23 protein-coding genes and 1 pseudogene are annotated in these 21,773 nt (G+C 73.9%); 14 read left to right on the plus strand and 10 right to left on the minus strand.

Annotation, left to right across the window (positions count from 1 at the left end; all coding sequences use genetic code 11):
• Positions 1-317 (minus strand): annotated as a pseudogene (locus ACI6PP_RS14045) (hypothetical protein); the annotation flags it as partial.
• 155 nt (positions 318-472) lie between these two features.
• Here ACI6PP_RS14045 and ACI6PP_RS14050 point away from each other — a divergent pair.
• A complete protein-coding gene (locus tag ACI6PP_RS14050) occupies positions 473-1,474 on the plus strand; it encodes a phosphotransferase (RefSeq protein ID WP_421112224.1) in 1,002 nt (333 codons plus the stop codon).
• Between the two features lie 3 nt (positions 1,475-1,477).
• Here ACI6PP_RS14050 and ACI6PP_RS14055 read toward each other — a convergent pair whose 3' ends face one another.
• A complete protein-coding gene (locus ACI6PP_RS14055) occupies positions 1,478-2,188 on the minus strand; it encodes a hypothetical protein (protein ID WP_421112225.1) in 711 nt (236 codons plus the stop codon).
• 86 nt (positions 2,189-2,274) lie between these two features.
• On the opposite strand from ACI6PP_RS14055, the gene aat reads away from it, so the two are divergent.
• The 3 genes from aat to ACI6PP_RS14070 all read left to right on the plus strand — a co-directional run bounded on the left by aat (position 2,275) and on the right by ACI6PP_RS14070 (position 4,391).
• Entirely contained in the window at positions 2,275-2,949 is a 675-nt protein-coding gene (aat, locus tag ACI6PP_RS14060) for a leucyl/phenylalanyl-tRNA--protein transferase (protein WP_421112226.1), read from the plus strand.
• Positions 2,950-3,103: 154 nt separating this feature from the next.
• Positions 3,104-3,382, plus strand: a complete 279-nt coding sequence (locus tag ACI6PP_RS14065; protein ID WP_421112227.1) for an HU family DNA-binding protein — start codon at positions 3,104-3,106, stop codon at positions 3,380-3,382.
• A 121-nt stretch (positions 3,383-3,503) separates the two neighbouring features.
• Positions 3,504-4,391 carry a DNA-formamidopyrimidine glycosylase family protein gene (locus ACI6PP_RS14070; protein ID WP_421112228.1) on the plus strand — a complete coding sequence of 296 codons (888 nt, stop codon included), beginning with the start codon at positions 3,504-3,506 and terminating at the stop codon, positions 4,389-4,391.
• Between the two features lie 24 nt (positions 4,392-4,415).
• On the opposite strand, the gene ACI6PP_RS14075 is transcribed toward ACI6PP_RS14070, so the two are convergent.
• A complete protein-coding gene (locus ACI6PP_RS14075; RefSeq protein WP_421112229.1) occupies positions 4,416-4,730 on the minus strand; it encodes a rhodanese-like domain-containing protein in 315 nt (104 codons plus the stop codon).
• 111 nt (positions 4,731-4,841) lie between these two features.
• On the opposite strand from ACI6PP_RS14075, the gene ACI6PP_RS14080 reads away from it, so the two are divergent.
• The 3 genes from ACI6PP_RS14080 to ACI6PP_RS14090 all read left to right on the plus strand — a co-directional run bounded on the left by ACI6PP_RS14080 (position 4,842) and on the right by ACI6PP_RS14090 (position 7,169).
• Positions 4,842-5,756 carry a hypothetical protein gene (locus ACI6PP_RS14080; RefSeq protein WP_421112230.1) on the plus strand — a complete coding sequence of 305 codons (915 nt, stop codon included), beginning with the start codon at positions 4,842-4,844 and terminating at the stop codon, positions 5,754-5,756.
• Positions 5,757-5,853: 97 nt separating this feature from the next.
• Positions 5,854-6,249, plus strand: coding sequence for an ATP-binding protein (locus ACI6PP_RS14085; RefSeq protein WP_421112231.1), 396 nt, complete (start codon positions 5,854-5,856; stop codon positions 6,247-6,249).
• Between the two features lie 68 nt (positions 6,250-6,317).
• Positions 6,318-7,169 carry a DUF5926 family protein gene (locus tag ACI6PP_RS14090; protein WP_421112232.1) on the plus strand — a complete coding sequence of 284 codons (852 nt, stop codon included), beginning with the start codon at positions 6,318-6,320 and terminating at the stop codon, positions 7,167-7,169.
• Between the two features lie 123 nt (positions 7,170-7,292).
• Here ACI6PP_RS14090 and ACI6PP_RS14095 read toward each other — a convergent pair whose 3' ends face one another.
• The 3 genes from ACI6PP_RS14095 to ACI6PP_RS14105 are packed head-to-tail and all read right to left on the minus strand — an operon-like array spanning position 7,293 to position 10,769.
• Positions 7,293-8,516, minus strand: coding sequence for an arginine deiminase (locus ACI6PP_RS14095; RefSeq protein ID WP_421112233.1), 1,224 nt, complete (start codon positions 8,514-8,516; stop codon positions 7,293-7,295).
• Between the two features lie 36 nt (positions 8,517-8,552).
• Entirely contained in the window at positions 8,553-9,662 is a 1,110-nt protein-coding gene (locus ACI6PP_RS14100) for a glycosyltransferase family 4 protein (RefSeq protein WP_421112234.1), read from the minus strand.
• Positions 9,663-9,707: 45 nt separating this feature from the next.
• Positions 9,708-10,769: a redoxin domain-containing protein gene (locus ACI6PP_RS14105; RefSeq protein WP_421112235.1), complete on the minus strand. Its 1,062-nt coding sequence runs from the start codon at positions 10,767-10,769 to the stop codon at positions 9,708-9,710.
• Between the two features lie 109 nt (positions 10,770-10,878).
• Here ACI6PP_RS14105 and ACI6PP_RS14110 point away from each other — a divergent pair, with 109 nt between their 5' ends.
• The 3 genes from ACI6PP_RS14110 to ACI6PP_RS14120 are packed head-to-tail and all read left to right on the plus strand — an operon-like array spanning position 10,879 to position 14,592.
• Complete coding sequence (locus tag ACI6PP_RS14110) at positions 10,879-11,295, plus strand: DUF4446 family protein (RefSeq protein WP_421112236.1); 417 nt, start codon at positions 10,879-10,881, stop codon at positions 11,293-11,295.
• A gap of 46 nt (positions 11,296-11,341) precedes the next feature.
• Entirely contained in the window at positions 11,342-12,082 is a 741-nt protein-coding gene (locus tag ACI6PP_RS14115) for an HAD family hydrolase (protein ID WP_421112237.1), read from the plus strand.
• The gene (locus ACI6PP_RS14120; RefSeq protein WP_421112238.1) at positions 12,079-14,592 is read left to right on the plus strand and encodes a glycoside hydrolase family 65 protein; all 2,514 of its coding nucleotides are present in this window, start codon (positions 12,079-12,081) and stop codon (positions 14,590-14,592) included. Before ACI6PP_RS14115 ends, ACI6PP_RS14120 begins: the two co-directional genes overlap by 4 nt.
• 8 nt (positions 14,593-14,600) lie before the next feature.
• On the opposite strand, the gene ACI6PP_RS14125 is transcribed toward ACI6PP_RS14120, so the two are convergent.
• Both ACI6PP_RS14125 and ACI6PP_RS14130 read right to left on the minus strand, forming a co-directional pair.
• The gene (locus tag ACI6PP_RS14125; RefSeq protein WP_421112239.1) at positions 14,601-15,323 is read right to left on the minus strand and encodes a matrixin family metalloprotease; all 723 of its coding nucleotides are present in this window, start codon (positions 15,321-15,323) and stop codon (positions 14,601-14,603) included.
• 154 nt (positions 15,324-15,477) lie between these two features.
• Positions 15,478-17,088 carry a bifunctional phosphatase PAP2/diacylglycerol kinase family protein gene (locus ACI6PP_RS14130; RefSeq protein WP_421112240.1) on the minus strand — a complete coding sequence of 537 codons (1,611 nt, stop codon included), beginning with the start codon at positions 17,086-17,088 and terminating at the stop codon, positions 15,478-15,480.
• A 115-nt stretch (positions 17,089-17,203) separates the two neighbouring features.
• Here ACI6PP_RS14130 and ACI6PP_RS14135 point away from each other — a divergent pair, with 115 nt between their 5' ends.
• The 4 genes from ACI6PP_RS14135 to ACI6PP_RS14150 are packed head-to-tail and all read left to right on the plus strand — an operon-like array spanning position 17,204 to position 20,279.
• On the plus strand, positions 17,204-17,635 hold the full coding sequence (locus ACI6PP_RS14135) for an SRPBCC family protein (RefSeq protein ID WP_421112241.1): 432 nt from the start codon (positions 17,204-17,206) through the stop codon (positions 17,633-17,635).
• Positions 17,636-17,689: 54 nt separating this feature from the next.
• Positions 17,690-18,964: a serine--tRNA ligase gene (serS, locus tag ACI6PP_RS14140; protein ID WP_421112242.1), complete on the plus strand. Its 1,275-nt coding sequence runs from the start codon at positions 17,690-17,692 to the stop codon at positions 18,962-18,964.
• Positions 18,961-19,755 (plus strand): HAD family hydrolase, encoded by a 795-nt coding sequence (locus ACI6PP_RS14145; RefSeq protein WP_421112243.1) that lies wholly within the window; start codon positions 18,961-18,963, stop codon positions 19,753-19,755. The genes serS and ACI6PP_RS14145 overlap by 4 nt, the downstream gene beginning before the upstream one ends.
• Positions 19,752-20,279, plus strand: coding sequence for an LOG family protein (locus ACI6PP_RS14150; protein WP_421112244.1), 528 nt, complete (start codon positions 19,752-19,754; stop codon positions 20,277-20,279). Before ACI6PP_RS14145 ends, ACI6PP_RS14150 begins: the two co-directional genes overlap by 4 nt.
• Positions 20,280-20,496: 217 nt before the next feature.
• Here the strand turns inward: ACI6PP_RS14150 and ACI6PP_RS14155 are convergent, their stop codons facing one another.
• The gene (locus tag ACI6PP_RS14155) at positions 20,497-21,093 is read right to left on the minus strand and encodes a sigma factor-like helix-turn-helix DNA-binding protein (protein ID WP_421112245.1); all 597 of its coding nucleotides are present in this window, start codon (positions 21,091-21,093) and stop codon (positions 20,497-20,499) included.
• A 119-nt stretch (positions 21,094-21,212) separates the two neighbouring features.
• Positions 21,213-21,755, minus strand: a complete 543-nt coding sequence (locus ACI6PP_RS14160; protein ID WP_421112246.1) for a proteasome activator — start codon at positions 21,753-21,755, stop codon at positions 21,213-21,215.
• Between the last annotated feature and the right edge of the window lie 18 nt (positions 21,756-21,773).

Genomic DNA, 21,773 nt, shown 5'->3' on the forward strand with positions numbered 1-21,773 from the left:
CGGGGGTCGTCGAGGTCGTAGCCGCGCAGGTGCGCGATGCCCGCCGCGAGGTGGCACTGCAGGACGGCGACGCCGGCGATGTTGGCGGGCACGGTGACGGCCATCGTGGCCAGTCCGCCGAGGTTGGTGACGAAGCCCTGCGCGCCGGCGAGCTTCACGTGCATCGTGATGAGGTCCTTGACGGCCTGCTCGACGTCGCCGCCGGCCAGGGCGCGCTTGTGGTCCGCGGACTCCGCGGCCGCCTTGACCGGTCCGAGCCCGTCGATCGCCCGCTCGAGCACCGACCTGACCCACCCCGACGTGAACCGCGGGGCCATCCGCGTGCTCACGCTCTTGGCAGCGCTGCGTCCGACTCCCACTGGTGCCCCGTCCTCCGCGTCGTTGGTCTCCTCAGCCTAGACGGACGCACCCAGCGCAGCAGCACGGACGCGAATGCCCCGCGGACGCCGCCCGCCCGCGCTACGGTGCGGCGATGGGCGGCGTGACGCACTGGTCGCAGGTGTGGTCCGCGCGTCCGTGGCGCGACGAGGCGACCGGGTGGATCGACGACGTGCTGGCCTCGCACCGGATCATCCGCACCGGCGACGTCGAGCAGCCGCGCGTCCGTCCCTGGTCCACCCAGCTCGTCGCCCCCACCGACCGTGGGCGGGTCTGGTTCAAGGCCAACAGCCCGCACATGGGCCACGAGCCGGCGCTCGTCGACGCGCTCGCCGACCTGCTCCCGCGCCGCGTCCGGGCGCCGCTCGGCACCGACGCCGCCCGCGGCTGGATGCTCTGCTCCGACGAGGGACCACGGCTGGACGAGACGCCGGTGACCGCCGACACCTGGTGCTCGCTGCTGCGCGACGCCGCGACCATGCAGCGCGCCCTGGTCGACCACGGCGAGCGGTTGCTGGCCACCGGGCTGCCGGACCTGCGCCCGTCCCGGCTCGCCGCCGTCACCGACGACCTCCTGCAGACGCTCGCCGCCCTGCCGCCGGAGCACCCGAGCCACCTCGACGCGGGCACCGCGGCGCGCGTCCAGGCGCGGCTGCCGAGGCTCGGCGAGGCGATCGGCGTCCTGCGCGAGGGACCGGTCCCGTCCACGCTGCAGCACGGCGACCTGCACCCCGGCAACGTCTTCGCCCGCCGCGACGACGGCGCCGCGTGGCGGATCTTCGACTTCGGCGACGCCCAGTGGGCCCACCCGTTCGAGGTGCTGGTGGTGCCCGTGCGCGTCGCCACCGAGGAGCTCGGCCCGGACGCGGCCGTGCGGCTCGTCGAGTCCTACCTCGAGGTGTGGGACGACCTCGCGCCGCGCGCGGAGCTGCGTCGGCTCGTGCGCGCGGCGGCGTTCGCCCACGCGGTGCCGCGGGCCCTCACCTGGTGGCAGGCCACGCGGACGATGACCGAGGACGAGACGCGCACCTGGGGGGTGCCGGTGCGCGCGTGGATCGAGCGCCTGGCCGACGCCGACGCCCCCGAGCCGCCGTGAGCCTCACTCCAGCAGGCGCACGTCCGGGCGGTAGAGCTCCTGCGCCGCGAACAGCACCTCGCCGGTGAGCAGGAACGGCACCAGCTCCTCGGGCAGCTCGACCTCGCCGTCCTCGTCGTCCGCCTCGTCCTCGGCGGTCAGCGGCAGGTCGAGGTAGACCGTCAGCCCGACGACCGGCTCGAGGCCGGCCAGCGTGCGCAGCGCGTCGATGCCCGAGGCGTGCACCACCTGGTGCATGGCCTGCCCGACGGTGGCGACGTCGGCGTCCACGTCGGGTGACTCGCCCGGTGCGAGCTGGTCGACGTAGGCACGGCGTCCGGCCTCGATGACGGCGGCGGCGTCCTGCAGGAGGTAGTCGTGACGGTGCGCGACGGCGACGATCTGGGGCTCGACGTCACCGGCGGGCGACGCGTCCACGGGAGGCGCGCCGGGGAACGGGTCGGAGCCCACGGGCTCCTCGTCCTCGTCCTCGATCGGCCACAGCGGGCTCAGGCGTGCGGTGAGCTCCCACTGCGCGTCCGCGTACTCCTGGCAGGCCGACAGCAGCACCGCGTCGGCGTCGGCCACCGTCGCGGCGTCGTCCGGCCCGGCCTCGGCGAGCGCGCCGGCGTGGGCGGCCAGCACGCCGCTCAGCGTCTGGGCGGCCGCACGGACGCGCGCGCGGCCCGCGTCGGTCCAGGGGGTGGGCTGGTCGGCTCCGGTGTCGTCGCTCATCCCCGCAGCGTAGGTCCCGCCGGTCGCAGGTGGACGCGCCCGGGCACGACGGGCGCGACGCCCCCCGCGCGTCCTATGGTCGGCAGATGAGCCCGGTGCGGGAGGTGCCCGAGTCGCGGTGGGAGTTCGACCCCCGCTCCTGGCCCCGTGACGACTGCATCGCCCTCGGCGCCGACCTCGAGCCCGGCACCGTCCTCGCGGCGTACCGGTCCGGGGCCTTCCCCATGCCGATCGACGGCGTGGAGCCGATGGCGTGGTGGTCGCCGATGGAGCGCGGGGTGCTGCGCCTGTCCGACCTGCGGGTGAGCCGGTCGCTGCGCAAGTCCCGCCGCCGCTACACCGTCACGATCGACCAGGCCTTCGACGAGGTGGTGCAGGCCTGCGCCGACCCGTCCCGCCCCGGAGCCTGGATCGACGGGCAGGTCGAGGACGCGTACGGACGCCTGCACCGCCTGGGCTGGGCGCACTCGGTCGAGACGCGCGACGACGACGGCGCCCTCGTCGGCGGGCTCTACGGTCTGTCGCTCGGTGGGCTGTTCGCGGGGGAGTCGATGTTCCACCGCGCCACCGACGCGTCCAAGGTCGCGCTCGTGGGCCTGGTCGAGCTGCTCGACGACGAGCACGCCGCCAAGCGCCTGGTCGACGTCCAGTGGCAGACCCCGCACCTGGAGTCGCTGGGGGTCTCCACGATGCCCAGGCGTCGCTACCTCAAGGCCCTGCGTGGGCTCGAGAGCGTCCCGCCGCCGGCGCTCTGGCGCTGACGCGGCCCGGCACCTGGGGCGGGTGGTGCCGGTGGTGTCCGTGGGGCGCCCTGGCGACATTGGTGGCGCGAAACACCGGGGCAGGGCGGGTGTCCGCCGCGATGGTTGGCATACTGGGCCGCGCTTCTGTCATCGATCGTCGGAGGAATCTCCCGTGAGCATCAACCGCAGTGACCTCGTAGCCCTGCTGGCAGACAAGGCAGGCACGAGCAAGACCGACGCCGACGCGGTGCTCAGCGCCTTCGGTGACGCGCTGATCGAGTCGGTCGGCAAGGGCGAGAAGGTCCAGATCCCCGGTCTGCTGACCGTGGAGCGCGTCGAGCGCGCCGCCCGTACCGGCCGCAACCCCGCGACCGGCGAGACCCTCGACATCCCCGCCGGCTTCGGCGTCAAGGTCACCCCCGGCAGCAAGCTGAAGAACGCCGTCAAGTGACCCCTGACCGGCTGGGCTGAGGCCCTGCCGGTCGAGCATCGCCGGACCGGTCTCACCCTCGGGGGTGGGGCCGGTCTCGTCGTCTCCCGGTGGTGTCGGCGGTCTCGGGCACACTGGTGGGGTGCCCGAGCTGCCCGAGGTCGCCGCCCTCACCCGCGACCTGCGCCACCGCCTCGGCGTCGACGGCGACGCCGAGCCCCGCGCGATCGTCCGCGTCCACCCGGTCGCGATCAGCGCGCTCAAGACGTTCGACCCCTCGCCCGACGCGCTGCAGGGGCTGCTGGTCGACGACGTCGTGCGCCACGGAAAGTTCCTCGACATCTCCGCCGGCGGCCTGCACCTGGTGATCCACCTCGCCCGCGCCGGCTGGCTGCGCTGGAACGAGAACATGTCGCCCACGCCGCCCAAGATCGGCAAGGGTCCGCTCGCGTTCCGGGTCGTGCTCGACGACGACTCCGGCTTCGACCTCACCGAGGCCGGCACCCGCAAGGGCCTGGCGGTGCACGTCGTCCGCGACCCCACCGAGGTGCGGGGCATCGCCACCCTCGGCCCCGACCCGCTCGACGCGTCGTTCACCCCCGAGCTCCTCGGCGAGATCCTCCGCGGCGCGGGCCGTGCGCAGGTCAAGGGCGTCCTGCGGCAGCAGGGCACCATCGCGGGCATCGGCAACGCCTACTCCGACGAGATCCTGCACGTCGCCCGGATGTCGCCGTTCAAGCCGGCGTCCACGATCGCCGACGACCCCGAGCTGCTCGCCAGCCTCTACGCGGCGCTCGAGGAGACGCTGCGCGACGCGATCGCCCGCACCGACGGCATCGCCGCGGCCGACCTCAAGCGCGAGAAGAAGGCCGGTCTGCGCGTGCACGGACGCACCGGCCAGCCCTGCCCGGTCTGCGGCACCGCGGTCGCCGAGGTGTCCTTCGCCGACTCGTCCCTGCAGTACTGCCCCACGTGCCAGACCGGCGGCAAGCCGCTCGCCGACCGCCGCACGTCCAAGTTCCTCAAGTAGCGGGCCGACGCTGCAGCGAGGGCGTCAGACGACGGGACGGCCGGCGCGCTGCCAGGCCAGGATCCCGCCGTCGAGGTTGACCGCGTCGACGCCGGCCTGCTGGAGGTAGGCGGTGGCCTGCGCGGAGCGTCCGCCGACCTTGCAGTAGACGAGCACCTGGCCGTCGCGGGGCACCTCGTCGAGGCGGCCGGGCAGCTGGCCGAGCGGCACGTGGACGGCGCCGTCGAGGTGGCCGCTCGCCCACTCGTCGTCCTCGCGGACGTCCAGCACCACCAGGCCGGCGGGCAGCGGATGGGGGACGTTCTCGACGGTCACGGTGGGGATGCTCTGCTCGGTCATCGCACCATCGTGCCACCCGTCCCGCGCCCGACGCCCGCGCGTGCGCCCCACAACCACTAGCCTCGGGGGAGGCGTCGACGGGGCGCGGCACCACGTGCAGTTGGAGGAGACATGTCGGGTCAGCAGTCGGGTCCGCCGCAGGGCGGCGGGTGGCAGCAGCCGCAGCAGGGTGGTCAGGGTGCGCCCGGCCCCGGCGGGCAGCAGCCGACGTGGGGCGGCCCCGCCGGCTGGGGCCAGCAGCAGCCGCAGCAGGGCTGGGGCGGCGCGTCGCCCGCCCAGCCGCAGCGCCCGCCGCGCACGCCCGGCTCCGGCCCGCTGCCCACCGTCGCCGTGGTGGCCACGCTGGTCGCCGCGGTGGTCGCGCTCGTCTACGGCGGCTACGCGATCATCTTCCGACGCGGCATCTTCTCCGACCTCGCCGGCTCCGGCTCGGTGACGGTCGCCGACGCGTCCAGCAGCGACACCACCAACGGCGTGCTGCTCGCGATCACCCTCGTGGTGGTCGTCGTGGCACTCGCCCTGTGGGTGGCGGTGCTGGTCACCGCCCGCCGCGGTCGCAACGCGCTCGGGTTCGGTGGCCTCGGCGCGATCGGCGTCGGCGCGATCTGCGCGCTCGTCGGCGGCTTCCTCAGCTCCGGTGTCGAGAACGCCGACGACGCCGGCACCGCCGCCACGGGCTACGTGCTCGTCGGCCTCGGCTTCGTCCTGGTGGCCCTGGGCAACCTGGTCGGTGCGGCCGGGCTCCGCCAGCCCGCCGCCGACGCCTCCGGACGCGACGACCGCCGCGGTGGCTCGGGCTTCGGCGACGGACGTCCCCAGCAGCAGGGCCAGGGCGGCTGGGGTGCGCCGTCCCAGCAGCCCGGTCAGCAGCAGCCCGGTCAGCAGCAGCCCGGCTGGGGCGGCCCGCCTCAGCAGGGCCCGGGCTCGTACGGCCCGCCTCCGCAGCAGCCCGGGTGGGGACCCCCGCCGGGTCCGCAGCAGCCCGGTGGCCCGGGCGGTGGCTGGGGACCGTCGGGCGGACGCTGAGCCCTCGCCGCCCCGTTGAGCAGAAGCTGATGTTTGGGCCCCTCCCGGCCGGGGCATCCTGACGGTGTCAGACCCCCCTCGTCGGGAAGGGGCAGCCATGGGTGGCACCTCAGCGTGCTGGGTGCCGTTCGCACCCCAGTCGGCGCGGTCGGTGCGCTCGAGCCTGGCCGACTACCTGGGGACGCAGCACGTCGGCCAGGGCGTCATCGACGACGCCCTCGTCGTGGCCAGCGAGCTCGTCACCAACGCGATCCGCCACGGCCGTCCCACGCCGGACGGCACCCTGGGCGTCACCTGGCACCTCGACGGCACCGAGCTCGAGCTCACGGTCTGCGACGCGGGCGAGCGGTCGGGCCGGACGATCGACGCGCGGCCGCCGTCGCGCGACGCCACGGGTGGACGTGGTCTGGCGATCGTCGCGGCGCTGTCGAGCCGCTGGTGGGTCGACGACCCACCGGGCACGGCGGTGCACGCGCGCATCCCCGTCCGCTAGCCCGCGCACCCGGTGGTTGACTGGGCACCCCGTCGGCGCGACCGCGCCGCACCAGCACAGGGAGTCCCATGGGCAAGAAGTCGCGGCGTCGCGTCAAGGCCGACAAGCCCGTCCGCAGGCCGTACGTCGCGCGGACGTTCGAGGGCCTGCCCGGCGAGGCCGACTGGGTCGCGCTGCGCGAGATCGTGCCTGCCGCGTCGGCCACCCTCGCGCTCGCCGACGGCAACCAGATCGTGGTCGCGTCGCTGCTGCCCGGCGGCGTCGCCGGTCTGGTGCGCCCCGACGGCGCCGTCTGGCTGGGCCTGCAGGTGCAGCACAACTACGGCGACATCGGTCGCGACCTCGCCGCGGTGGTCGAGCAGGGCCTGGCCGGCGAGCCCGGCCGTGAGCTGACGCTGACCAGCGACCCGGGCGACGGGCCCCGTCTGCCCGACCTGGTGGCGCCCGACGCGACGTTCGACGTCACCGTGCACGACGGCTTCGAGTACTGGGTCGACGAGGCCGACGCCTCCGACCCCGCGCTGGCGCAGGCCCTCGAGGTCGCGAACGAGTCGGTGGCGCCCACCGTCCGCCTGTCGGGCGTCGAGGGTGCCTACTGGACGCAGATGGGTGGCCGCCGCTTCCTGCGCTGGGTGCAGCCGCACGACGAGACCCGCCTGCTCGACGCGCTCGCGCGCCTGCACGCCGCGGGCACGTCGTCGCTCGGCGAGGGCACCCGGCTGATCGGCATGTTCCGCTCGCACGCGCTGCTCGTCCCGGTCTGGGACCTCGACGACGAGGTGTCGGCCGACGACCTCGAGGGTCCGGCGCGTGACTTCGCCGACAGGCTCGAGCCCGCCTTGTCCGACACGTCGGACCTGACGTCGCAGGAGCGGTCCGCTCGGTCCGGTTTGACCAACCGTCAGCTCACGATCCGGTGACCGTTGACCTAGATCACCACCGGATCTGTTGCCTGTAGATGAAATCGTAACTAATCTGGTGGGTATCCCGGTCGTCGTTGTATCCCCCGTCAGCGACGGCCGGGACCCCCGTTCTGCCGCGCTCTAGTCGAGCGGGTCGCGCAGCACCGGGCACGACATGCAGCGGGGGCCGCCACGGCCCGAGCCGAGCTCGGAGCCGGCCAGGGCGACGACCTCGATGCCGCTCTCCTCGAGCCGTGCGTTGGTCTCGACGTTGCGCTCGTAGGCCACCGCCAGGCGGGGGCCGATCGCCAGGGTGTTGTTGCCGTCGTCCCACTGCTCGCGCTCGGCGGTGACGGGATCGAGACCGGTGTCGATCAGGTGCAGGCGGTCGATGCCCATCGCGCGCGCGGCGGCGGCGAAGAACGAGTCGGGCTCGCTCACCCGCAGCGGCGCCGCGGGGTCGTCGTCGGCGGTGACGGTGAACGCCTGCATCGTGTCGGCGACGTTGGGGTACATCACGACGGTGTCGACGTCGACCATCGTCACCACGGTGTCGAGGTGCATCGTGGCGCGCTCCTGCGCGATGGGGACGGCCAGCACCGTCTCGGCCAGCCCGTGCGCGAACAGCTGGCGGGCGAACCGCTCGACGCCCGCGGGCGTGGTGCGCTCGCCGACGCCCATCGCGACGACGCCGGGCGCCAGGTGCAGGACGTCGCCGCCCTCGACGTGCTCGAGCGCGCTGCCGTGCATGCGCTCGATGCCCGCGAAGCGTGGGTGGAACCGGTAGATCAGGTCGGTGATCTGGGTCTCGCGCTCGCGGGCCGGCATCGCCAGGCTGGTGACGGCCACCCGGTCGCGCAGCCAGACCGACGAGTCGCGCGTGAACAGCAGGTTGGGCAGCGGGTCGACCAGGAAGTCGTCGTGCGCCAGCAGGCTGGTGACGATGGTGCGCAGGCCCGTCAGCTCGTCGTTGCGCAGCCCGGCGGTCATCACCTGGGCGAGCCCGGTGGCGTCGAGGTCGCCGAACGACCGCTCGAGGTGCGCGCGGACGGTGTCGCCCAGGCGCAGTCCGGACGTGACGCCGGCGACGGCCGCGGCGCGGGCCTCGGGGTCGGCGAGGGCCTCCTCGAGCAGCTGCACGAGGTAGAGCACCTCGACGCCGTGGCCGCGCAGGGCCTCGGCGAACGCGTCGTGCTCGTCCTGCGCGCGGTCGACCCACGGGATGCCGTCGAACAGCAGGGAGTCGTTGTTGCGGGGCGTGAGCCGCTTCAGCTCGGCGCCGGGCCGGTGCAGCATCACGGTGCGCAGCCGGCCCACCTCGCTGTCGGCTCCGGTGGTGGCGGCCAGGTCGACGGTCGTGCTCATCACCGCAGACTAGGGCTTCGGCGCGACGGCCCGCAGTCAGAGCGTGCCGGACCCGCTGAGCATCAGCCGGTGGTACGTGGCCAGCACCTGCGAGGCGACCACGTCGTCGGTGGGCAGGTGCTCGGCGGCGTGCAGCGCCTGCGACCGCATCGTGCTGCCGAGGCCGGGCTCGTCGAGCACCCGGGCGATGCCGCGCGCGAGCGCGTCGACGTCACCGGGCTCCACCAGCAGCGCGCCGTCGCCGGCCATCGCGGCGATGCCGCCGACGTCGGACGCCACGAGCGGGGCCGCCGCGCGGAGCGCCTCGGCGACGGCCAGCGGCGCGCCGTCCCACAGGCTCGGGATGACGACGACGTCGGCCGCCTGCAGCAGGTCGGCGACGTCGGGGCGGTGCCCGAGGAACCGGACCGGGGCGTCGAGGGCCGCGGCCTGACGCTCCAGCTCGCCGCGTCGCGGACCGTCGCCGGCGACCAGGAAGAGCGGGCGGGGCTGGCGGTCGACCATCTGCGCGGCGGCGTCGACCAGCACGTGGTGGCCCTTGTGCCGCACGAGCCGTCCGATGCACAGGACGATCGGGCGACCGCTGCTCAGCGGGTCGCGCACGGGCCGCGGGTCGAGCTCGGCGCGCATCGAGGTGCGTGACCGTGGCGCGCGGCCGAGGATCGGCGCGCTCGGCACGAGGACGCGGACGTCGCGGGCGCCGTACCCGCGGGCGCGCTCGGCGAGGTCGTCGGCCACGCAGAGCACCGCGGCGGCGCGCCTGGCCACGAAGCGCTCGACGACGCCCGCGGCGCCCGTCGTGCGGCGGGGCAGCCCGTGGTGCCAGGTGACGACGAGGGGACGCGGCCGGGCGGTGGCCAGGCCCGCCACGGCCCCGGCCCGCACCCCGAACGCGTGGACGAGGTCGTGCCGCTCGACCTCGCGCCGCAGGGCGCGGGACTCCAGGGCGTCGCGCACCGACGACGAGCCGATCTCGACGGGGAGGAGCCGCGCACGGCTGCTGTCGAGACCGAGGTCGTGCGGGTGCTCGCCGCACACGCTGACGCGGACGCCCCGACGGTCGAGGTGGTCGACGAGCACGCGCAGGTGCCGCGCCAGGCCCGCTCCGGGGTCACTGGCGACCATCAGCACCCTCAGGTCCACCACGGGGTCAGGGTAGGTCGGCGCGAGGCCGGTCGGAGGGTGAACGGGTCACCCGAACGCGGCCGTCCGGACGGCGCCGCCCTCGGGCACGCGGACGGTGAGCGTGCGGTCGTCCGGGGAGCCCTCCTGGAGGAGCGGGACCAGCCGCGGGCCGGCCGTCAGGGGGACCCGACGGTCGGGCTCGCCGGGGGTCTCGACGACGAGCGACCCCGTGCCCCCGGCCAGCAGGTAGGCGCGCGCGGCGGTGAACCGCACGACCAGCGTCGCGTCGCCCCCGGACGCCCGCAGCGACCGGCTCTCTCCGGTCCACCGCCCGTCCAGGGCCCAGCTGTCGGGCTTCAGACGGCGCGGGGCGAAGTAGTCCACCGGCTCGTCGTCCGCGACGGCGGGGGTGCCGCCGTAGCTCGCCGACGGCGACGCCGACAGCACCAGCTCGGGCGTGGTCCCCGGGCCGCCCGGTGCGCGGGCGACCGTCCCGACGCGCGCCGGCAGCCGGACATCGGGGTCGCGCTGGCGCAGCAGCGCTCGTAGCTGGGTCTCGGTGCGGCCGTAGCCGCCCTCGCCGAAGTGCAGCGCCCGCACCTCGCCCTCGGCGTCGACGAGGTACGTCGCCGGCTGGTATCGGTTGCGGTAGGCGGTGGTGGTCGCGTAGCCGTCGTCGAGCCCGATGGGGAACGTCAGGCCGGCCTCGCGGGCGGCGGTGTCGACCGAGCCGGGCACGGTGTCGAAGTCGGCCGTGGGCACGTGCACGCCGACCACCTGCAGCCCCGAACCGGCGTACCGCTCCGACCACGCCTGCACCTGCGGCAGCGCCCGCTGGCAGCTCAGGCAGGCGTAGGAGAAGAACTCGACGAGCACCACCTGTCCGCGCAGGCCGTCGATCGGGCCCGGGTCGGTGCCGACCCAGCCGTCCAGGCCGCGGATGGGGGGCGCCGCGCCGCAGCGGGCCAGGGCCGCGGCACCGGGGGTGCAGCGGTCGAGACCGGCGTTCTCGTCGGTGACGAGCGAGGTCAGCGACCCGCGGGCGCGGTCGTCGACGCGCCGCGGCCCGGACTCGTCTGGGACGAGCACCGAGGCCGCGAACGCGGCGACCACGAGGAGCGCGAGCACGGCCGCCAGTCCCGATAGCCGTGGACGTGCCCGCAGGCTCCTCATGTGAGTGCTTCGACGCAGGCGCGTCGAGCGATTGGTCCGGTACGCATGTCATTAGGGTCGCCCCATGGCCCTGCTGATCGCCGTCGTCGCGCTCGTCGTCGCCCTGGGCGGAGCCGTCCTGGCCGCGCTGGCCTGGCGGGCGGCCACCCGTCCGCCCGAGCGCACCGCCGACGCCGACCTGCCCGCTGACGTCGAGGTGCTCCGCGACGAGGTGGTGGCCCTGCGCGCCGACGCCGGTCAGGTGCTGCGCCACCTCGCGGTCGTCCGGTACGACGCGTTCGGCGACATGGGCGGTCAGCAGTCGTGGTCCATCGCTCTGCTCGACGACGTGGGCGACGGCGTCGTCCTCACCGCCGTGCACGGCCGCAACGACGCCCGCACGTACGCCAAGAACGTCACCGCGGGCACCAGCGACCAGCAGCTCTCGCCGGAGGAGGCCGAGGCGGTCCGCACCGCCATCCCCGGCGCCGGGCGCCACTGACACCCGCCGTGACGCGGCCGTCACCTGCGGCACCTACGCTTCACCCGTGACGACGACGATCGACTGGTCGAGCCTCGACGCCGTGCTGTTCGACCTCGACGGGGTGATCACCCCCACCGCCGAGGTCCACCGGCACGCCTGGGCGCAGATGTTCGAGGCGTACCTGGCCGAACGGGGGGTCGACCCGTACACCGAGGACGACTACTTCGCGCACCTCGACGGCAAGCCCCGCTACGAGGGGGTCGCCGACCTGCTCGCGTCGCGCGGCATCGACCTCCCCCAGGGCGATCCCTCCGACGACCCGTCCGCCGAGACCGTCTGCGGGCTCGGCAACCGCAAGAACGTCGTGTTCTCGCAGGTGCTCGAGGACGACGGCGTCGACCCCTACCCGGGCTCGGTGCGCTTCGTCGACGCCGTGATCGCCCGCGGCACCCAGGTCGCGATCGTGTCCAGCTCGGCCAACGCGCCGGCCGTCCTCGAGGCCGCGCAGATGGCCGACCGCTTCGGCGTCGTCGTCGACGGGTCGGTGGCGCGCGACCACGCGCTGGCCGGCAAGCCCGAGCCCGAGACGTTCCTGTACGCCGCCGCGGAGGTCGGCGTGACCAAGGACCGCGCCGTGGTGGTCGAGGACGCGCTGTCCGGCGTCCAGGCCGGACGCGCGGGCGGCTTCGCCCTGGTGGTCGGCGTCGACCGCGGCGCCGGCGAGCAGGCGCTGCTCGACCACGGCGCCGACGTCGTCGTCTCCGACCTGGCCGAGCTCGTCGAGGGTCTGGAGGCGGCCCGATGAGCCCCGGCGCGTCGCACACCCCGCCCCCGGTCCGCGACCACCTCGACCGCGGCCGCTTCCCGGTGCACCCCTGGCGCCTCAGCGAGCGCGTCTTCGACGCCTCCGACATGGGCAAGACCGAGACGCTGTTCGCCGTCGGCAACGGCTACCTCGGCATGCGTGGCAACGTCGAGGAGGGCCGCGAGACCCACCAGCACGGCACCTTCGTCAACGGCTTCCACGAGACCTGGTCGATCCAGCACGCCGAGGAGGCGTTCGGCTTCGCGCGCGTCGGCCAGACCATCGTCAACGTGCCCGACGTCAAGGTGCTGCGCCTGTACGTCGACGACGAGCCCCTGCTGCTGCCGATCGCCGACCTGATCGAGTACGACCGCAGCCTGGACTTCCACCGCGGGCTGCTCGAGCGCGGCCTGGTGTGGCGCACGCCGAGCGGCAAGCGCGTGCGGGTCGACTCGCGACGCATGGTCTCGATGACCCAGCGCCACCTCGCGGTGATGACCTTCGAGGTCACCATCCTCGACTCCGACGCGCCGGTCACCATCTCCTCGCAGATCCTCAACCGCCAGGACGGCGAGGACGAGTACCACGTCCGGTCGGCCGCGATGGGTGAGGGAGTCGACCCCCGCAAGGCCGAGCGGTTCGCGCGGCGCGTGCTCGTGCCGCAGACGCAGTGGGGCGACGAGGAGCAGGGCCGCATGGTCCTGGGCTACAAGTGCGCCGACTCCGGCATGACGCTGGCCGTCGCCACCGACCACACGATCGAGACCGCCAACGACTACACCCGGCGGGTGCAGGTCGAGGAGGACATGGCCAAGACCGTGTACCGGGTCTCGGCGCGCCAGGGCGTCCCGATCCGCGTCACCAAGGTCGCGGCGTACCACACCTCGCGCGGCGTCCCCTGCCGCGAGCTCGTCGACCGCTGCCGCCGCACGCTCGACCGCGTCGACGACGAGGGCGTGGAGCAGCAGTTCCGCGACCAGCGCCGCTGGTTCGACGCGTTCTGGGAGCGCTCGGACGTCGAGGTCGAGGGACAGCCCGAGGTGCAGCAGGCGGTGCGCTGGAACCTGTTCCAGCTCGCGCAGGCCAGCGCCCGCGCCGAGGGCAGCGGCATCCCGGCCAAGGGCGTCACCGGCTCGGGCTACGGCGGGCACTACTTCTGGGACACCGAGGTCTACGCGCTGCCGTTCCTGACCTACACCAGCCCGGCGTGCGCCCGCGCGGCCCTGCGGTTCCGGTACAACATGCTGCCGGCGGCCCGCAAGCGCGCCGGCCAGCTGACGCAGGAGGGCGCGCTGTTCCCGTGGCGCACCATCAACGGCGAGGAGGCCTCGGCCTACTACGCCGCCGGCACCGCGCAGTACCACATCGACGCCGACATCTCGTACGCGCTGAGCCAGTACGTCCACGCCACCGGCGACCACGACTTCCTCGAGCGCGAGGCCGTCGACATCCTCGTCGAGACCGCCCGCATGTGGGCCGACCTCGGGTTCTGGCGCACCGACGGCACCGGAACGTTCCACATCCACGGCGTCACCGGGCCCGACGAGTACACCACCGTCGTCAACGACAACCTGTTCACCAACGTGATGGCGCGGCACAACCTGCGTCGCGCCGCGCAGGCCGTCCACGAGCTCGAGGACCGCTGGCCGCAGGCGTACGACCGCATGGTCACCCGGCTCGACCTCCAGGCCGGCGAGGTCGCCGAGTGGGAGGCGGCCGCCGAGGCGATGGCGATCCCCTACGACGAGGTGCAGGGCATCAACCCGCAGGACGCCCACTTCGTCGAGCGCGAGGTGTGGGACCTCGAGGCCACGCCGCCCGACAAGCGCCCGCTGCTGCTCAACTACCACCCGCTCGTCATCTACCGGTTCCAGGTGCTCAAGCAGGCCGACGTCGTGCTGGCGCTGTACCTGCAGGGCGACGAGTTCACGCCCGAGCAGAAGCGCGCCAACTTCGACTACTACGACCCGATCACCACGGGCGACTCCACGCTGTCGGCGGTGGTGCAGTCGATCATCGCCGCCGAGGTCGGCTACCACGACCTCGCGCTGCGCTACTTCACCGCGGCACTGTTCGTCGACCTCGCCGACCGGCACTCCAACGCCTCCGACGGCGTGCACGTCGCCTCCACCGGCGGCGTCTGGAACGCGCTCGTGGGCGGCTTCGGCGGGTTCCGCGACTTCCGGGGCCGCTTCACCATCGACCCGCGCCTGCCCGACTCGTGGCCACGCCTGACCTACCGGCTGACGATCCACGGCAACCGGGTGCGCGTCAGCGTCACGCACGACTCCGTCGAGCTGACGATCGAGGAGGGCCAGGAGGTCCGCGTCTCCGTGCGGGGCGAGGACGTCACCGTGACGGCGGGCGCGCCCGTCACCGTCGCGCTCGACGGCCAGGGCCCGCGCCTGGACGGCATGCCCGACCCCTGGCCCACGCACCGGGCGGTCCGCGCCACGAACGGCGAGCTCGTCACCGCGTCGGTGCCGCACGCGGCCGGCCCCAACGCCTGAGACGGGCGTCAGCCGCAGGTCGAGCGGTCGCCGCCGAGCTCCTTCATGCCCGCGGCGTCGCCGGCACCGAACCGCCACGCCTTGCCGGTGAGCGTCGGGTACATGATCTGCTTCTTGCCGCGGGCGTGGCCGGCGCCGACGGCGTGGCTCAGCTCGTGCAGCACGGTGACGCGGCGGTTCCAGGCCTTGCGGTTGCCGGGGAAGCGCTTGGCCGGGTAGCGGTGCGAGACCGACGCGTTGAGGAGCACGAACCCGTCCTGCAGACGTCCGGCGGACGCCGAGGCGCCGCCGTAGCCGAGCTGGCGACGGTCGGTGAGCCAGTCGCTGTCCTTGCCCGGACGCGCCCACGCCACCAGCACGTCGACGCCCTCGGGGTTCGCGACGCCGCGCTGGGGCACCGCGGTGGTGTCGGCGACCTGACGGAACCGCAGGCCGCTGGCCCGACGGATCTGGCGGATCGACCAGCGCACCTCGCGCACGAAGGCCCGCTTGCCCTTGGCGTTCGCCCGCAGGTGGCGCGTGTTGATCGCGTAGGTGATCGTGCGGCAGGGGTCCCACGCGGCGCCCGGGACGAGCCGGGAGTGGTCCGAGGCCCGTCCGGCCAGCTTGTCGTGCGGACGCTGGGCCTGCGCGGGCGCGGCCGTCAGCGTCCCGCACGCCACGGCGAGCGCCAGCACGAGGACGGCTGCGACGCGGCGCGTCCTGGCGCGCGGGATCGAGTCGACCGCCACGTGTTCTCCCCCAAGATGAGTACCTAATCTTGAGTAGAACTGTAGAGAGCGCGGCGCCGGTCGGCAGCGCGCACGTCGGTTCTGGCCCCGATGGACCAGGGGACGTGGTCACCTCGGGCCAGGACGAGTCCGACGAACCGGATCGACCGGCGGGTCAGGCGCGGGCGGCGTCCTGGGGGACGCGGACGAGCAGGACGCCGGGCAGGATCTCGGCGCGCAGCTCGGTGCCCTCGCCGGCGGCGTCGCCGTCGAGCTGGCGGGCGGTGGGGCGGTCGGCGCGGAGCACCACGGTGCGGCCGGTCATCCGGTCGAGCCGGCCGTCGGTCCGCGGGCGCTTGCCGATCACCCGGTACGCGACGCGGACCCACCCGGTCATCCGGGAGGGCGAGATGACGACGACGTCGAGCAGGCCGTCGTCGACCTTCGCGTCGGGCATCAGGGGCAGGCCGCCCTGCAGGTGGCCGACGTTGCCGATCACGACGGTGCGCGCGCGGTGCTTGACGAAGGGGCCGTCGTCGACGGAGATCTCGACGCGGGTCGCGGGGTAGCGGACGAACTGCCGCACGCCCGAGACGACGTAGGCCACCCACCCGACGCGCTTCTTCAGCTCGTCGTCGGTGTTGTTCATGATCGCGGCGTCCAGGCCGAGCCCGGCCATCACGGTGAACGCGGTGGGCTCGAGGTCGTCGCCCTCGAGCGACACCAGGTCGATGGCGCGGTCCTGGCCGTTCAGGGCGACGTCGATCGCGTCGCCGACGTGGAGCGGGATGCCGAGGTTGCGGGCCAGCAGGTTGCCCGTGCCGAGCGGCACGATGCCGACCGCGACTCCGGTGCGGGCGAGCTCGTGGCAGACCGTGCGGACGGTGCCGTCGCCGCCGGCCACGATCACCAGGTCGGCGCCGTCGGACAGCGCCTGCTCGGTCATCGAGGTGCCCGGGTCGTCGGCGGTCGTCTCGTACCAGCGGACCTCGTGCCAGTCGGCCAGGCGTGCCCAGGCGGTCAGCCGGGCGGTGAAGGACGCGACGTCACCGACCTTGATCGGGTTGAGGACGACGGCGAGCCGCTTGCCGCCCGTGCCGGTGGACACCGCCTGCTGGGGCGTCTCGGCGACGGCGTTCCACATGGTGCCGATCCAGGCGGCCAGCGCCACCGCGGTGCCGAGTGCGAGCCCGGCGACCACGTCGCTGACGTAGTGGACGCCCAGGAGGACGCGGTCGGCGCCGACGACGAGCGCCAGCAGCACCCAGGCCGTGAGCAGCAGACGGCGGACGGCGCCCTTCTGCGTGAGCACGATCGTCAGCAGGACGAGGGTCGTGGCGAACATGCCCGCGGCCGCGGAGTGCCCGCTCGGGTAGGAGTACCCGCCGATGTCGGTGAGGGGCACCGTCCACTCCGGGCGGGGACGGTCCAGGATCCACTTGCTCGCGGGCGCGACGACCAGCTCGACGACGACCACCGCGACCAGCCAGAGCGCGATCCGGCGGTCGCGGCGCACGAACGTCACCACCGCGACGACCAGGAGCACGCCGCGCATCGCCCACGGCCCGAGCCAGAACGCGACGCCCTCCAGGAAGGCGATCCAGGTCGCGTGGCCCGCGCTGAGGTCGTACGCGGCGTCGGCGACGGTCTTGTCGAGGTCGATCAGCGGCTCGAAGCGCAGGCCCACCATCACGGTGAGCACCACCAGCAGGAGCGCCAGACCGCCGAGCAGCGAGCCCAGCAGCCGCGGCCGCGTCGGTTGGGCGCGGCGCAGGTCGATCGGCACGGTCGTCCTCTTCGTCAGGTGGGGCGGGCTCGGCCGCGTCGGGCGCGAACGTCCAGGTTAGAGCGTGCGGGCCGTCCACGTTGCGGGGACGGGGTGCCCGTGGTCGGCTTCGCGCATGCAGAGCATCGAGCGCACCGTCGGCGTGGATCGCCCGCTGGCGGCGGTCTGGGCCTTCCTGTCCGACTTCGAGAGCACCAACGACTGGGACCCCGGCACCGTGAGGACCGTGCGCACCTCCGGCGACGGCGGCCCCGGCACCGTCTACTCCAACACCTCGCGGTTCGCCGGCCGCCGGACGACGCTCGACTACACCGTCCTCGACCGCGAGGACGAGCGCCTGCTGCGGCTGCGCGGCGTGAACAAGGGCTCGACCGTGGTCGAGACGATGACGTTCGCCGGCGACGCGGCCCGCTCGAGCGTCACCTACCGGCTCGAGCTGACGCTGCGGGGCGCGGCCCGCCTGGCGGCGCCGGCCATGCCGCTCGTGCTCAGGAAGCTGGGCGACGACGGCGAGCGCGGCCTGCGCGAGGCGCTCGAGCGGCTCTGAGGCGCCGTCCGGTGCGCCGGGAACCGCGTTGACGACCGCCGATAGGCTGACGGCGTGATCGACGTACGCCTCCTCCGGGACGACCCCGACCTCGTCCGCGCCGCCCAGGAACGCCGTGGCGAGCCCACGGACGTCGTCGACGCGATCCTGTCCGCCGACGAGGCGCGGCGCGCGAGCATCGCGGAGTTCGAGCACCTCCGGGCCGAGCAGAAGCAGCTGAGCAAGCAGATCCCGCAGGCGCAGGGCGAGGAGAAGACCGCGCTGCTGGCGCGCACCAAGGAGCTCAGCGCGCAGGTCAAGACCGCCGAGGCCGCGCAGGGCGAGGCCGCGGCCACCTTCGAGACCCTGCTCAAGAGCCTGCCCAACGTCGCCGCGCCCGAGGCCCCGGCCGGCGGCGAGGACGACTTCGTGACGCTGGAGGAGGTCGGCACGCCGCGCGACTTCGCCGCCGAGGGCTTCGAGCCGCGCGACCACCTCGAGCTCGGCAGGCTTCTCGGCGCGATCGACGTCGAGCGCGGCGCCAAGGTGTCGGGCTCGCGGTTCTACTTTCTCACCGGCGTCGGCGCGCAGCTGGAGCTGGCGCTCGTCCAGCTGGCCATGAACAAGGCCGCGGAGTGGGGCTTCACGCCCATGATCCCGCCGTCGCTGGTGGGTCCCAAGGCGATGGAGGGCACCGGCTTCCTCGGCCAGGCGGCCGACGACGTCTACCACCTGGAGAAGGACGACCTGTACCTCGTGGGCACCTCGGAGGTGCCGCTCGCGGCGTACCACTCCGACGAGATCCTCGACGCCGACACCCTGCCGCGCCGCTACGCCGCGTTCAGCCCGTGCTTCCGTCGCGAGGCCGGCTCCTACGGCAAGGACACCAAGGGCATCTTCCGGGTGCACTGGTTCGACAAGGTCGAGATGTTCGTCTACACGACGCTCGAGGAGTCCTACGCGACCCACGAGGCGCTGCTGGCCTGGGAGCGCGAGTGGCTGGACGCCCTCGAGCTGCCCTACCGCGTCATCGACGTCGCCGCGGGCGACCTCGGCCTGTCGGCCATCCGCAAGTTCGACTGCGAGGCCTGGATCCCCACCCAGGGCAAGTACCGCGAGGTGTCGTCGACGTCGAACTGCACGCAGTTCCAGGCGCGGCGACTCAACACCCGCGTCCGCGGCGAGGACGGCACCCGTCCGGTCGCCACGCTCAACGGCACGCTGATGGCCTCCACCCGCACCATCGTGGCGATCCTGGAGAACCACCAGCAGGCCGACGGCTCGGTGCGCGTGCCCGCGGTGCTGCAGCCGTACCTCGGCGGCCGCCAGGTGCTGGAGCCGCTCGCGTGACGACCGTCCCCGCCCTGGTCGCGCTCGACGTCGACGGCACGCTCGTCGACGGCGCCAACCAGATGACCGACGCCGTCCGCGAGGCCGTCCTCGCGATCCAGGACGCCGGCGCGCACGTCGTCATCTCCACCGGACGCTCGATCCAGGGCGTGATGGACGCCGTCCGCAAGGTCGGCCTGACCGAGGGCATCGCCGTGGCCAGCAACGGGTCGGTGGTGTTCACCTACGACGCCACCGGTGCGTTCGAGGTCGTCTACGAGGTGACGTTCGACGCCCGCGAGGCCGTCAAGGTCGTCCTCGACCACGTGCCCGACGCCGCGGTGGCCGTCGAGGAGATCGGCGTGGGCTGGCGGATCAACAAGCCGTTCCCCGACGGCGAGATCAACGGGCGGATGATCGAGCAGACGATCGACGAGCTCGTCGAGTCGCCCGTCACGCGCGTCATCGTGCGCAGCCCCGAGTCGACCCCCGAGGACTTCACGGTGATGGCCGAGCAGCTCGGCCTGGCGGGCACGAACTACTTCGTCGGCTACACCGCCTGGCTCGACCTCGCGCCCGAGGGCGTGTCCAAGGCGTCCGGCCTGGAGGTCGTCTGCGAGCGCCTCGGCGTCGCGCGGGCCGACGTCGTCGCGATCGGCGACGGCCACAACGACGTCGAGATGCTGCGCTGGGCCGGCCGGGGCGTGGCGATGGGCGAGTCGCCGCAGGACGTCCTCGACGCCGCCGACGTCGTCACGGCCACGCTCGAGGACGACGGCACCGCCGTCGAGCTGCGGCGCTACCTGTCGTGAGCCGCGTCTGCGTCTTCACCGGGTCGGCCCACGGCACCGTCCCGGCTCATGCCGACGCCGCCCGCGCGCTCGGCACCCACCTCGCGGCCTGCGGCGTCGGGCTCGTCTACGGCGGCGGGCACGTCGGGCTCATGGGTGTCGTGGCCGACGCCGTCATGGACGGCGGCGGCGAGGCCATCGGCGTCATCCCGCAGGGGCTGTTCGACCGCGAGGTCGGCCACCACGGCCTGACCTCGCTCGAGGTCGTCCCCGACATGCACACGCGCAAGGCCCGGATGGCCGAGCTGTGCGACGTCTTCGTCGCCCTGCCCGGTGGCCTCGGCACGCTCGAGGAGCTCTTCGAGGTCTGGACCTGGCGCAACCTCGGCATCCACCCCAAGCCCGTCGTCCTCTACGACGTCGACGGCTTCTGGACGCCCCTGCGCGACATGGTCGCCCGGATGGTCGACGTCGGCTTCGTCTCGCCCTCCGCCGCCGAGGTGGTCGTGGTGACCCGGCCCGAGGAGGTCACCGCCCTGCTCTGACGAGAGGTTCGCCGCGGCACGGCGAGAGGTTCTCGTGCGTGGCCGAGAGGATGTCAGCGCGGCTGTGGCTTTGGCCGGTCGCCGCTACGGCGCCGATCCGTCGGTTCGGCAGCATCGATCCGCTCGGAGGCCGGTCGTGTGGCGGCAGCGTCACAGGGCGGATCGACACCGCCGAACCGACGGATCGGCTCCCTGGCTGGGGGGTCGTCAGCGATTGCTAGCGGTCGTCCTCGACGACGGCGTCGAAGGCGTCGAGGACCTCGTCGACGGTGGGGACGTCGGTGCGCTGGGGGGAAGGGCGCTGGGGGGAGTCGGCCTCGGAGGCGTCCTTGCGGGCGCGGCGGAGGTGACGCTTGACCGTCGACAGCGAGCAGCCGAGGCGGGAGGCCAGCTGCTCGAAGGTGTCGTCGGGGTAGGCCTTGCGGGTGGCCAGGACCGACGCGTGGTCCAGCGGGCGGCCCTCCACGCGCACGCCGGCGGCCTCGTCGAGGTCGTCGGCCTCGACCGTGACGCCGAGCGCACGCCGGATCCGGCGACGCTCACGGGTGGTGGTGCAGCCGACGTAGCCCGAGACGTCCACCTGCGCCACCGACCGGTACAGGCAGTCGACGAACAGCGGGCAGCCGGCGCACGCCTCGCGGGCGCGGTCGAGGAGCGCGCGGTACTCGCCCCACACGGCCTGCGTCACCTTGGACTGCACGGGCGGGTTCTCGAGGCTCTCGTGGCCGAACAGCTCGAGGTCGTGGGCGCAGGGCGGACCGGCCGGCGTGCTCGCCGGCTCCGGCTGCCGCGATGCCCGGACATCGATGCGCATGGACCCCCCGTCCTACGTGACCTGCCGACGACGGTGCTGCTCGGTCCGTCGACGACGCCGACCGCGGTGGCCGGGCACGCCTTCCGACGGTGCCCGACGCGCCCCGGTTCCTGGTCGCGCTACAGGTACATTCCACCACCGCTGGACGGGCCGTGGTCACCGGCTGTCGGGTTTTGCCCCGGATTGCCCGGCGCGGCAACGCCCGGAAGGGCGCGGCGCATGTCCTGCAGCTGGCTCTGGGCGGCGGCCTGCTGGGCAAAGATCGCGGCCTGGATGCCGTGGAAGAGGCCCTCGAGCCAGCCCACCAGCTGGGCCTGGGCGATCCGCAGCTCGGCCTCGGACGGGGTGTCGGTGCCGAACGGCAGGCTCAGCCGCTCCAGCTCGTCGACGAGGTCGGGCGACAGGCCGTCCTCGAGCTCCTTGACCGACATCTGGTGGATCTCGCGCAGCCGCGACCGGCCGGCCTCGTCGAGCGGTGCCGAGCGCACCTCCTCGAGCAGGGTGCGGACCATCGACCCGATCCGCATGACCTTGGCGGGCTCGGTGATCGCGCGGCTCTGCTGGGGCGCCCCGGCGTCGCCGGCCGGCTCGACCTCGACGGGTCTCCCGTCGGCCCCGACGACGGGGCCGTGGTGCTGCTGGCTGCTCTCCTGATCGGTCATGCGGCCCACCCTAGGACG

Source organism: Solicola agrisoli (genome assembly GCF_049059935.1).
Lineage (GTDB): Bacteria > Actinomycetota > Actinomycetes > Propionibacteriales > Nocardioidaceae > JAURVT01.